The sequence below is a fragment of the Xylanibacter ruminicola Ga6B6 genome (assembly GCF_000687715.1).
Lineage (GTDB): Bacteria > Bacteroidota > Bacteroidia > Bacteroidales > Bacteroidaceae > Prevotella > Prevotella ruminicola_B.
Genome location: NZ_JHXD01000007.1, coordinates 51,051 through 64,164 on the forward strand (window position 1 = coordinate 51,051; position 13,114 = coordinate 64,164).

General features: G+C 47.7%; 7 protein-coding genes. 2 read left to right on the forward strand and 5 right to left on the reverse strand.

Annotated features, from left to right (window positions below; all coding sequences use genetic code 11):
* Positions 1 to 4 precede the first annotated feature (4 nt).
* The 5 genes from T500_RS0106145 to T500_RS0106165 are packed head-to-tail and all read right to left on the reverse strand — an operon-like array spanning position 5 to position 8,613.
* The gene (locus T500_RS0106145) at positions 5 to 415 is read right to left on the reverse strand and encodes a hypothetical protein (protein ID WP_028907381.1); all 411 of its coding nucleotides are present in this window, start codon (positions 413 to 415) and stop codon (positions 5 to 7) included.
* Between the two features lie 51 nt (positions 416 to 466).
* The gene (locus T500_RS0106150) at positions 467 to 1,459 is read right to left on the reverse strand and encodes a DUF4859 domain-containing protein (RefSeq protein ID WP_028907382.1); all 993 of its coding nucleotides are present in this window, start codon (positions 1,457 to 1,459) and stop codon (positions 467 to 469) included.
* Between the two features lie 51 nt (positions 1,460 to 1,510).
* Positions 1,511 to 3,181, reverse strand: a complete 1,671-nt coding sequence (locus T500_RS0106155; RefSeq protein ID WP_028907383.1) for a RagB/SusD family nutrient uptake outer membrane protein — start codon at positions 3,179 to 3,181, stop codon at positions 1,511 to 1,513.
* A gap of 13 nt (positions 3,182 to 3,194) precedes the next feature.
* Complete coding sequence (locus tag T500_RS0106160; RefSeq protein WP_051611910.1) at positions 3,195 to 6,170, reverse strand: SusC/RagA family TonB-linked outer membrane protein; 2,976 nt, start codon at positions 6,168 to 6,170, stop codon at positions 3,195 to 3,197.
* 40 nt (positions 6,171 to 6,210) lie between these two features.
* Positions 6,211 to 8,613, reverse strand: coding sequence for a glycoside hydrolase family 127 protein (locus tag T500_RS0106165; RefSeq protein ID WP_155267455.1), 2,403 nt, complete (start codon positions 8,611 to 8,613; stop codon positions 6,211 to 6,213).
* A gap of 232 nt (positions 8,614 to 8,845) precedes the next feature.
* Here T500_RS0106165 and T500_RS15300 point away from each other — a divergent pair, with 232 nt between their 5' ends.
* A complete protein-coding gene (locus T500_RS15300) occupies positions 8,846 to 10,780 on the forward strand; it encodes a glycoside hydrolase family 97 protein (RefSeq protein WP_410543881.1) in 1,935 nt (644 codons plus the stop codon).
* 57 nt (positions 10,781 to 10,837) lie between these two features.
* A complete protein-coding gene (locus T500_RS0106175) occupies positions 10,838 to 13,102 on the forward strand; it encodes a family 43 glycosylhydrolase (protein ID WP_051611911.1) in 2,265 nt (754 codons plus the stop codon).
* Positions 13,103 to 13,114 lie beyond the last annotated feature (12 nt).

Here is a 13,114-nt window from a genome sequence, read left to right on the forward strand (position 1 = left end):
AAACCTACTTTACCGAGATGTATACCATTGGGGCTGTTTTCCCAGATGGAATAGGAATAAAGGCTTGAATATTTGCTTGACCATTTTCAAGAGAATATGACTCTCTGAAACCATTTATAGTACAAACAATTTCCACTTTTTCAGCAGATGAGTTATTCGGAACAGATACTGTAAAATACAGGAGGCAGCCACCAATATTAGTATAAGAAACTTCTTGCATAGATGAAGATGAACCTACAGTCATCTGAATATCAGATGGTTGTACAAAATCTAACACCGTACCTATTGGAGCAATTACACATAATTTTACTGTAGAAGTACTACTTTGAGCATTCATGTTTTCTGCCTTTGCATTAACTACATTTGCCATTGTCATGACAAAAATCAAAACAAATAAACTAAGAATTTTTTTCATAATTGTTAGGTTTTAAATGTGCAGGGCAGAGCCCTGCGCATGAGTTAATAATTAATCTATAAGAACTGCTTTAAATACAAATTGGATAAATTTTGAATTATCAGACTTAAGCGTATATACGAAGCGGACTCTGAATTCCGTCCCAGCCTCTTGGCCAGGATATGCACCGATATATACAGCTCCTTCATCTCCATGACTTTCAACAAAATAGTTAGGTTTATCTGCCCACTTCATGATATTGCCATCAGCATCACACCAATAGCCCATACCACTTGCAGTATATGCCTGATCTGTAATCCAATTTCCGTCTTTATCAAGCATATATAGAACCATATCACCATCTGTACTTTGAATAGCGTTACAAAACTCTTTGACCGTCATACCAAATGCATCTTTGATATTATCCTCATAGGCATTAAGATCAACAACATAAGGTGTATAGTCCGTATTTGGCACATTAATCGTTACGATATTTGATGAAGGATCACTAACCTTATATGAGATAGAGAATCGCACATACATATCGTAGTCTTTCTTATTATCAACGGCAAAACCTACATTAACAGTACCGTTCATACCATCTTCAACCGTCTCAGGTACAGATACCACGATTTGCTTATTTGCTTTATCAAGTTCTACAGCAACCTGAGCATTAGTTTCTGTGGTCACACCGCCTGCAGAATTGTAATACCATCCTGTAGTTCCTTTTGTAGGAGCAGTTTTGTCCCAGGCACCTCGCGATGGGTTGATATTATAAAATACAATATCACCTGTCTCCAAACCTGCAAAGACATCGTCAACAGTCATCTTCAGTTTTGTCTGAATCTGCTCAGCATAATCTTTAAGATTTATTGTTTGAGCAGCTAAATGTCCAATCTTAAACTCCACCGAATTGCTAATCGTGGCACTGGCGTCGGTGCGCAGATAAGGAGCCTCGTTGGGACCATACACGTGCTTGGTGACGGCATCGTTGGGGTCGTCGCTACAGGCGGTAAAGCCCAGCGCCAAACAAGCCATTGCTATATATAATATGTTCTTTTTCATAATTTTCAATTGTCAATTATCAATTATCAATTTTCAATTTTCAATTTATAATCAGTTCGCAGCTGTATAGCCAGGATTCTGCTTCAGCTTGGGGTTACCGTCGAGGGCATCCTGAGGGATAGGGAAAATGTCGGTATGTCGGTCGGCCTCGGGATCCTTACAGAACCACGATTTACCGCAGTACACGTTCATATTCGTTCCTTTAATCGTAAAGCGGATGATATCATCGCGACGATGGGCCTCGCAAACAAACTCACGAGCCAGCTCGTCGAGCAGTCCACCCAGTTCTATGTCGTCGCCACCCTGGTAGTTCTCTACCCAGTTGTCGGCACCACCCAGTTCACCAGTATTCTCGCGATGTCCGTAGTTGTACTTACTGCCACCCTTCAGCTGGGCTGCGGTAACCTTGGCCTTCGATGGGTCGGCCTTGAAGTTACGGGCACGTACCTGAGTAACCAATGCAGCGGCATCGTCCTCAGTCTCACCATTATAACCACCTAAGCGCAGCAGGCACTCAGCCTTCATCAGCAGGGCATCGGCATAGCGATAGTAAGGCACATCGTCGTAGCTGGTACCATAGTCGCCACTCTTGATCTCATACTTAATCAGGCGCCAGCTCTCCATGGGATAGCAGCCAGGATTGTCGATGCTATGCAGTTCGCGGGTGTAGTCGAGGGGCTCGCCATCCAGCAGGATAGGACTACCATCCATCGCATACTGTGGGCCGCCTGCCCAGGTGTTCTCCAAACGGGTGTCGCCATCCTCGTAGATATCCAGGAACTGTGGGAACACGATACCACCGCCTGTAGCCCAACCTGAGAAGTTCCAGCGGGCACGGCCTGCATTGTGGATCCAGAGGTTAGCCATGAAGTTACCACCGGCATACTTATTCTCGAACACAATACCGAAGATGATTTCGGGCGAGGCCGAGATGTCCTCCAGGAAGTTATCGCTGTAGTTGGCAGCCAGTGAGAACTTACCCGAGTTGATGATGACGTTCAGGCAGTCGATACACTTCTGATAGTAACTATTATCCTTATTGTTAGGGAACCAGGCGTCGTGGTTCAGATAGAGCTTGGCCAACTGCATGTAGGCAGCATACTTACTGAGCTTGCCCAACGAGATGTCGTCGCCGCACTGGTCGGCCACTTCCTTCAGCTCACTCTCAATCCACTTATAAGTCACCTCGGGAGCTGCCTGATCAGGTGTCCATCCATCAGGGTGAACGAAAGTGGTATCCAGAGGGATGTTACGGAACAGGTCGAACAGATTATAGTAGTACATGGCACGATAAGCACGTACCTGTGCCTTAATGAGTTCGCTGCTAGCCACCTGCTCGTTAGCCAGAATCTGGTTGCAGGCATTTACACCAGCATAGTTATTGGACCAGTTTACCGAGAAGTGACCAATACCCGAGTTGAACTCGTGCTTATGCATTGAGATATACAGGTCGCCCCAGCCGATACCAATACGGTTTGGGATACCCCATACGTCGGAACTCTCGTCCATAATGTCGGCCATACCGAACCATCCCCAATACACGTCGCGCAGACTGCTGTAAACAGGTGCAATGGTAGCTTCGAGGTCGGCATCAGTAAACTCGTACTTCTCAGAGGCCAGGCGTGAGTAGATGGTCTCATCGAGGTTAGTACATCCACCGATGGTAAGGCCAGCGGCGCCCACCATAGCGGAAACGATGATTTTGTTGTATATTGCTTTCATTGTAGTAACAGTTTTAGAATGTAACATTTAAACCAAATGTATAAGTGCGGATAGTGGGATACTTGTCGCGGCTGTCGATACCAGAGTACTGGGGATCGCCATTCGAGAGCTCAGGATCCAGACCATTGTATGAGGTAATGGTGAACACATTGTCGGCCGAGAGGTAAGCGCGGATGGCTTTTACATACTTGTTGGCCTTCAATGGCACGTTGTAACCCAATGTAACGTTCGAGAGCTTCAGGTAGTTACCATTGCTCAGGTAGTAGCTGACGAATGTCTGCTTCTGGGCAGCCTTCAGCACGTTGCCATCTCCATAAGGAGCCACAGCAGCATCCTTCAAACGGTTATAGGTAACGGCATTGTTCTGATAGTAGGCACGGGCCTCGTTCAGAATCTTGTAGCCAAACTGACCGGTAAACTGCATGTTCAAATCAAAATCCTTATACTTAAAGGTGTTGCTCCAACCAATATTAAACTTAGGAATGGCGTTACCCAGGTTCTGATAGTAAGTCTCCTTATCGGTCAGCATGTTATCATTAAACTCCTCAACCTCGCCGGTGGTAGGATTCTCAATCAGCCAGAGACCATTCTCGCTAACACCAACCGACTTCAGGCCGTACCACTGTCCGAGTGGTTTGCCAACTTCCATAATCTGTGTCGACAGTGAGATAGGCTCGCCAAGGTAAGCAATATAGTGCTTGTTGGCAGTCTCGTAAAGATCGTTACTCAAGCTGAGCAGCTTGGTAGCGTTGTGCGCAAAGGTAGCAGTGGTTTTCCACTCAAAATCCTTGGTACGTACGGGAATGGCATTGATAGCCACCTCGATACCCTGGTTGCGCATCTCGCCTACGTTAGCCAATGTCTGGTTGTAGAGGTTTGGTGGAACAGGCACATCGTAATACCAAAGCATATCAACGGTCTTTTTGTGATAAGCATCAATGCTACCCCAGATACGATCGCCAAGCACGGCAAAGTCGATACCAACGTTATACTCGGTACTCTTCTCCCACTTCAGGTCGGGGTTAGGGTTCTGGTCAACCTTCAAGCCCTGCTTCCAGGTACCATTATCATAATAGTAAGGCGAACCCAGTGCCCAGGTGGTAAGCGACAGATAGCGACCACTTGGGATTACACCTGTAACACCCACGCCAGCACGCAGCTTCAAGCTATTGAGCCAACTCTTAGTGCCCTGCATAAACTTCTCGTTAGAGATGGTCCAACCCAAAGAGGCTGATGGGAACGAACCCCACTTGTTGTTTGCACCGAACTTTGAAGAACCCTCGCGACGCATTGACAGCAGCACGTTGTACTTATCGGCAAAACCGTAGCTTACACGACCGAAGAAACCTACCAGCGTGTCGTCGCTCTTGCCGCTACCCATGCCGGCCTTACCATCCTTCAGGTACTGACCAACACCCAGGTTGTTATACTGGAAGAAATCGTTCAGGAAGTTAGTATTATTGGCATAGAAGTTCTCATCTACCTGATACTGGTAGCTGTAACCTACGAGTGCCTCGAAACGGTGGTCGCCCCACTGGTGCTTGTAGGTTGAGGTGAGCTCCAGATTGTTGGTCTTGTTGTATGCATAGCTATGGTAAGCATAACCTGTGCGATACTCAGAACGCTGACCATAGTAGTTCGACGACTGGTAACCCTCGTCGTGAGCATTGTAGCGCTCGGTAGAGAGCATCAGGTTGGTTTGCCAACCACGGATAGGCTCCACGGTGATATTACCTGTAAGTCGGGTGGTCTCGGTCTTGTACTCACCAGTCTGCTCGTTCAGTATGCTTACTGGGTTATAATAATAGTTGATACCAAAGTTCTCGTACCAGTTGCCATCCTCGTCGTAGATAGGCTCGGTGGGGTTACGCATCAGGGCCTGGCGATATACCATCTGTCCGGCTGCATCTACAGGACCATTCTCGTGCCAACGCTTCAGGATGTTGAACTGCAGCTTCAGCATATCGTTGAACATCCAGTGACTCAATCCACCATTAAAGTGCATCTCCTTGCTATAGGTGTTGATGAACACACCCTGCTGGTCGCGATAGGTAAAGTCGGCATTATAAGAGGTGCTCTTGTTACCACCGCTGATGTTTACATTATGATTATGTGTGAGGGCTGTACGCGATACGGCATCCAACCAGTCGGTATCGTAACCACGATCGGTATAGTTGGTCAATCCGGCACGGATATCGTCGCCATCCATCATATCGAGTTTCTTGCCGAATGCGGCCAGCGATACATAGCCGCTGTAGTTGGCAGTTGTTTGGGCCTCGCGCTTGCCAGCCTTGGTGGTAATCAGGATTACGCCTGCAGCACCACGTGTACCATAGATAGCGGCAGCCGAAGCATCCTTCAGTACGTCGATACTCTCGATATTCTCAGGAGCAACAGAGCTCAGACTGCCTTCCAGACCATCTACCAATACGAGTGGCGAGTTACCACCATAGAGCGAGATGATACCACGCAAACGGATAGATGATGCAGCGCTGGGGTCACCCGAGCCGTTCGAGATAGTCAAACCTGCCACCTTACCTTTAATCAGCGCACCTGCATCGCGAATGTTACCCTGTGCAAAATCCTCGGCCTTAACGCTGGTAATAGCCGATGTGATGTCGCCCTTACGCTGGGTACCATAACCAATCACAACCACCTCGTTCAGCAGGGCATTGTCTTCCTGCAAAACGACGTCAGTACCGGCTTGCACTTCCTGATTGATGTAACCCACATAAGAGATAACGAGTACAGCATTACGGCTTGACACATTTAATAAGTAATTTCCGTCAAAGTCGGTAACGGTTGCATTCTTGGTGCCCTTTTCGGTTACCGTAGCGCCGATAATCGGTTCGCCCTTGGCATCCTTAACAACACCTTTCACTTTCACACCTTGCTGAGTAATGGCAGCAACGGCTGGTGATGTGCTTTCGGAGGCGTAACCACAGAGTGTACCGCCCATCAAAAGCAAGCATAGAAGATTTCTATTCATACCAATTTTACTTTTTAGGTTTATTAATGTTATACAATAGTTATTTGTTCACTTTCCACTCCAGTACGCCACCTGAGTTACCAGGCTGCAACTTAGCGATAATCTTCAGTCCAGTAGTTTTTACGGGTTTGAAATCCACGCTGTTATAGCAGTCCTTCAGCACCGTGTAAGGGCTATGGTTCTCAACTTCCTGCCACTCATCGTTGGCATCCTTGTAATAGAGAGCCCACGAGGCAGGCATACGGAAATTACCATCGTAATGGTCGAACTCCAACCAATAAACCTGTACGTTGCTCACCTCGTAGGCTTGATCGAACTGGTAGCTGATAGCTTCGTTGGTTCCCTGCTTCAGCCACCAGTAATGGTATGGTTTTGATATATCCGACGAACGCTTGGGCTCCCACTGATCGTTCACACCACTGGCCCAGGTATCAACAGGAGCTGTCTCGGGCGCATCGTTCTGGATAGGGCCACGATTAGAAAACGTTTGGGCCTTGCTGGCGATAGAAGGCTGCGGTGTGGCTACAGCCTTGGTGGGAGAATTGGCCACCCATATCTCCATCTGCTGCGCTCCGCGGTTGTTCCAGGTAGAATAAGGGATGGCACGGAACGTTACATCCTTGATGGTGCCATCGGGCTGCAACTGCTTAGCATCGCCACTAAGTGTAACAACACCATTCAGAAGGTCAGCATCGTACTGAGCTGTAATGGCTGCCGAATTCAGGATATACTTATTAAACACCTGACCATCAAGTTGGTCGGAACCCTCCAGACAGTAAACGATAGGTCCACGCTCCAGTGCCACTTTGCCGCGATCGTCCTCAGCATTATCGTTAGCCACGATACGGCGCACACTCATAGGGAAGTCGATATCAATCACATCACCCTTTTTCCAGTTGCGGTTAATGGTGGCGTAATCGGTGTTTTCTACTGCCACCTGCTTGCCATTTACAGTAATGGCAAAGGCAGGGGCAGCATCGTTATAATAATAGAGAGTGTTGTTGGTTGGTGATGATTTGAGCCAGCTGGGGATACGCAGTTTGATGGCGAACTTACCACTACCCTTAGTCACCTTAATACGGATTTTGCCTTCCCAGGGATAGTTGGTGGTCTGCTCCAGTTCTACCTTGCCAATCTTGGCTTTGCCCTGTGCATACAGGTTTACGTAGATGTCCCTACCCTGCTGGGCGTACATATAACCAGGCACCGAAGCCACAAAACGAGTAATGTTACCTGGACAGCAGGCACAACCGAACCACTTCTGGCGCTCGTGTTCGCCATCGCTCTCCAGCACATTGTCGTAGAAGAACTTATCGCCGCTCAGCGATACACCACTCAACACATTATTATATAGTGCACGCTCGCAAACGTCGATATATTTGCTCTCGCCTGTAGCCAGGAACATACGATAGTTCCAGTAAACATTGGCGATAGCAGCACATGTTTCGCAATAAGCCGTGTGGTTATACAGTTCGTAGTTAGGTCCGAAGCCCTCGCCCTGCGGACGACTGCCTATACCGCCTGTGATGAAAAGCTTTTTCGAAGACATATTCTCCCAAATGCGCTTAAGGGCCTCAAAATAAGCCTTGTCGCCAGTGAGTGCTGCCACATCGGCCACACCACTGTACAGATAGCCTGCACGCACGGCATGACCTACTATCTCCTGTTGCTGCAAGATAGGCATATGGTCCTGCGAATACTCCGAAGGATGATGACCATCGGTACAACGACCTGTCTCATCCACGAAATACTTGGCACCTTCCAGATATTTCTTGTTGCCAGTTACCTTATACAGCTTGCAGAGCGCCATCTCGATGATAGGATGACCGCCCGGACGATGAATCTGACCCTCGTTAGGTCCGAAGGTCTTGCAAACCAGGTTGGCATTTTTGATAGCCACATTCAGGAATGTCTTCTTGCCTGTAGCACGATAGTGGGCAACGGCACTCTCGATGAGGTGACCAGAGTTGTAGAGTTCGTGCGAGTTAATCTTCTCCCACTTGTGTGTGCCCCACCATCCGCTCAGGCGCGTACATTTATTAGTAACACACGTAGTAAGATAGCCATCGGGCTCCTGAGCCTTGGCGATGATGTTAATCACTGAGTCGAGATAATGATCGAGTTTGGCATCGTAATGTACGGCGAGTGAGTAGCTGGCACCTTCGATAACCTTATATGGATCGGTATCATCGAACGAGAAATCGCCCTTGTGCTCGCCCTTGATAAGTCCGGCGGCGATGGCAAAGTTGTCGAAACGACCATTCACCTCGCACTCATGGAAAGCCGAGGGAATGCTGACGGTACGATTGATCTCGATACGTGGCGACCAGAATCCGTCGTTGAGGTGAACCTGAGTGAAGGGCACCTCCTGAATTTGTGTCTGGGCTGCTGCCGAAAGGCTGATACTTGCAACCCCGATAACTGATAACAATAGTCTATTCATTATTATACTTGTTATTGTTAGTAATCGTTAGAGTTTTTGATTTCGACTGCAAAGTAACATAAAAAAGGTGTAAACGGATGAAAGAATAGTCCAAGATACTAACAAAATAGTCTAAATACAGATAAAATAAGGCTTTTTAGACGATTTTGCCATCGAGATTAGACGATATTTTTATTCCGTTTAGCCGAAAGTTACTATCTTTGCACCAGAAATCAAAACTCTAACAAAAATGATGATTAATCGAATCTTATCATTCGCCACCTTATTAATAATGTGTGGTTCGCTTCAAGCCAAGGATCACATCGTAACTTCGCCCAACGGAAAGAATGTGGCGACGGTAGATGATGCACTTAACATCCGTGTTGCACACAACGGCAAACAGGTGTTAACGGTAAAGGCAAGCCTTCGCGATGGATTAAGAATTGCTTCTGTTAAATCCAAAAGCATCAACGAAACGATTCAGGCACCGTTTTACAGGCAAAAGGAGATTCGTATCGCAGGCAATCAGTTGGATGTTAAACTTAACGATGGATTTAGTCTGCAGATAAGAGCCTACGACGAAGGTGTAGCCTATCGATTCAGCACTACCAATAAGAAACAAACGATTATTTACAACGAGACGGCCGATTTCAGCTTTCCCGAAGACAGCAAAGCCTGGCTAGCCTACTCTACCAACGACGAAAAGCCCTTCGCAATGGCCTTTCAGAACTTCTACGACGAGACGAAGCTGAGCAAGGCCAAGGATAAATACATATTTCTGCCAGCCACCATCGAGAGTGGCGGAGTGAAAGTAACAATCCTCGAGAGCGACCTGCGCGCCTATCCGGGCATGTTCCTGAAGGCTGACAGACTGAAGCTGAAAGCCGACTTTGCCAAATATCCCAAGAAGATGGATTATTACAAATGGCGCGGCATGAGCTATGTGGCAGAAACAGAGGATTTTATCGCAAAGTCGACTGGCGCCCGTAGTTACCCTTGGCGCGTGATGGCTATCACCGAGAACGATACAGAAATGCCTGTTAACAACCTGGTATATGCCCTTGCCAAACCCAATCAGATAGGCGATACCAGTTGGATACGTCCAGGCAAAGTGGCTTGGGACTGGTGGAACGACTGGAACCTGAAAGGTGTCGACTTCGAGGCAGGCATCAACACGCGTACCTATCTATACTATATCGATTTTGCCGCCAAAAATCACATCCCATACGTAGTTCTAGACGAAGGTTGGTACGACTCAAGCAAAGCCGATATTATGAATCCCATTGCCGCCATCGACCTGCAGAAGCTGATAGATTACGGAAAGAAAAAAAGCGTAAACATAGTGCTTTGGACGGTATTTAATGTGCTCGACGAACATCTGCGCGAAGCCTGCGAGAAGTATAGAAAGATGGGCATCGCTGGTTGGAAGATAGACTTCCTGGATCGCAACGACCAGACGGCGGTAGAAATGGCAGAACGACTGGCAAAGACCTGCGCAGAATACCATCTGTTTGTGGATTATCACGGATTCTACACCCCAACAGGTATGAACCGCACCTATCCCAACATACTGAACTACGAAGGCGTGTTTGGCATGGAGGAGGCCCGCTGGGCTAAGAAAGAGACGGATATGCCTAGATACGACGTCACCTTCCCATTTATCCGCATGATGGCTGGCAATGTAGACTTTACTCCAGGCGCCATGCGCAATGGTACCAAACACAACTGGGTGGAGTGCTATCAGAACCCTGTATCGATGGGTACACGATGCCATCAACTGGCATGCTACGTCATGCACGACTCGCCATTCACCATGCTTTGCGATGCGCCAACCAACTATGAGCGCGAACAGGAATGTGTAGACATCATCACGTCGATTCCTGACACTTGGGACGAAACAAAAATTCTTTCAGGATATATTAGTAGTTATATGGTAACAGCCCGCCGCAACGGTAGCGACTGGTATGTAGGCGGACAAACGAACTGGGACGAAAGGAAAGTCGATATAGCTCTCGACTTTCTACGTCCTGGCGAGTCATATCAGGCTACAATCGTAACTGATGGAATCAATGCCAACCATAATGCCGAAGACTACCGCATAGAATCAAGAACACTTTCTGCCAACGACAAACTGCACATCAAAATGGCCAGCGGCGGAGGATTTGTTGTGAAACTGATAAAAAAGTAAAACATAGATATGAAGAAACTACTGACTATAGGGGTACTTGTCTGTTGTTCGCTTGGCATGAGCGCACAACAGAAAGCCTACGACGCCCCATCAACTGGCAATCCTATACTGCCAGGATATTTTGCCGATCCAACTGTAAAAAAGTTCGGCGACACCTATTATATATATGCTACTACCGATGGCAGCGGTGCCGGATTCGGACCTGCTCAGGTGTGGACAAGTAAGGACTTTAGTAACTGGACGCTGATGCCCATGAACTGGCCCGACACCCACTGGATTTGGGCACCCGATGTGATGCACGACGCCAAGGATGGAAAGTATTACATGGTGTATTGTCAACCCTGTCAGTTGCACATGGGGGTGAGCGATACACCTCGTGGCCCATGGAAGAACATTCTGGGCAAAAGCGATGCCGTACTGGTGCCAGACCGCTTTGTAACCAACGCCATCACCCTAGACGGACAGACCTTTGTGGACGACGATGGCAGAGTGTATATGTATTGGGGCACCTGGGGCATTTACAAAGGCTTTGGCTGTGGTGCAGGCATACTGAACGACGATAAGAAAACCTTCTCTGAGACACGATTGATACCTAATTCCGAGGTAACCGATTTCTTTGAAGCACCCTTTGTATTAAAGCGCAACGGCATCTATTACTTCATGTATTCATCGGGGTCCTGCCACGATCATACTTATCGTGTGCAGTATGCCACCAGCAACAAGCCGCTGGGGCCGTACAAATACCAAGGATGCATACTCGAGACTAATGCCGATGGTACCATTCATGGTCCAGGTCATCATAGCGTATTGCAGGAGGGCGATAACTACTACATTGTTTATCACCGCCACGACAACCCGCACTCCAATCGCGGTTTTCATCGTCAGGTATGCATCGATAAGATGGAATTCCTGCCCGACGGACGCATCAAAACAATTACCCCTACTCACGATGGCATTGGCTTGTTGGCACCATCAGTTATACGTTCAAGAAATCTGGCCTTAGATTGCAAGGTCGAGGCTTCATCGTATTACGATGATGACTTTAAGCCATCCTATGCTGTGGATGACAATAACGGCACACTCTGGCGCCCCAAAGGCACAGGTAGCGAATGGCTGAAGATTGATTTGGGCAAGACGCAGAAAATAAAAACCATCATGACGCAGTTTGAATATGGTACACAATTCTACCAGTATCTGATAGAAACATCTACCGACGGACATAACTGGAAGGTGTTTGCTGATAAGAGTCAGAACCGCTTGGCGGGCAGTCCGATGGTAGATTTTGGTAACGCTAAGGCCCGCTATGTGCGACTGACCTATCTTGGCGGACAGAAGAACGGCTTTGGTGGTGCCATCTGGAACATCAAGGTTTATCCTGAGATTGAAGATGCCTTACCCCAGCAATGGCTCGGCCTGACGCCTGCCGACTGGAACGGGCGCGAGTGGCTGAATAACGAAGGTATGCTTGGAGGTAGTTTTAAGTTAAAAACGGGCTCCGTATTCCGTCAGCATCAGGAGGACAAGGATATATTGGTACTACAGCCTGGCACCGAACTGGAATTTAAGAGTGCTGTTTACTGTCAAACAATCAAGGCCGATAAAGAGCCACTCACCCTCACCAATCTGCGCCACTACAGCTGGCAGCAGGCCGAGGCCGAGAAAGCATACGATGCCCAAAACGACATCGTACGCCTGCCAGTGGCCGATAATCAGAAGAAAGGTCTGATTGTTAGCATCACAGCCGATGATTTCCTGACAGGCGACACCATTTCCTATATTGAGAATCATGGCGTGGATGGCTATTTTGAAACGCTGACAGCACCTTGTATTGTTGAAGAAATCAAGGGCAAGAAAGCCCTACGATTCGACTCGATACAGGTGTATCAGTCGTCGTTTGCCCTGCCTGCCACTATGCGCGATAATGCACCTTATACCCTTGAGGCTTGGGTGCTGAATCCCCAAATGGCCATGAACGAGTGTGTTGCTGATTTTACCACCACTCACGACGAACTAGAGAAGATTATGCTGATTAGCGGCACAGAGCCTCGTTGCGGCGTAGTGAACCACTATGGATGGTACGAGGATGCTGGCTACAAAGATATCAAACAGCTGGAAGGCGAATGGCAACACATCATCGTGACCTTCGACGGACGTATCGAAACTGTCAGCATTAATGGAAAAGTTATCAGCCGTAAAGACATCCAACTGCTACTGAAGCCTTCGCAGTATGTTACTCTAGGCCGAAACGCCGAACGTGAATGGCTGTTTAGCGGCTATCTGCACAGTCTGAAACTTTGGGACAACGTGATAATTGATAATTGACAATTGATAATT

Coding starts and splice junctions, on each gene's coding strand:
- T500_RS15300 (WP_410543881.1), top strand. CDS start 8,846: ATGATTAATCGAATCTTATCATTCGCCACCTTATTAATAATGTGTGGT.
- T500_RS0106165 (WP_155267455.1), bottom strand. CDS start 8,613: ATGAATAGACTATTGTTATCAGTTATCGGGGTTGCAAGTATCAGCCTT.
- T500_RS0106145 (WP_028907381.1), bottom strand. CDS start 415: ATGAAAAAAATTCTTAGTTTATTTGTTTTGATTTTTGTCATGACAATG.
- T500_RS0106150 (WP_028907382.1), bottom strand. CDS start 1,459: ATGAAAAAGAACATATTATATATAGCAATGGCTTGTTTGGCGCTGGGC.
- T500_RS0106175 (WP_051611911.1), top strand. CDS start 10,838: ATGAGCGCACAACAGAAAGCCTACGACGCCCCATCAACTGGCAATCCT.
- T500_RS0106155 (WP_028907383.1), bottom strand. CDS start 3,181: ATGAAAGCAATATACAACAAAATCATCGTTTCCGCTATGGTGGGCGCC.
- T500_RS0106160 (WP_051611910.1), bottom strand. CDS start 6,170: ATGAATAGAAATCTTCTATGCTTGCTTTTGATGGGCGGTACACTCTGT.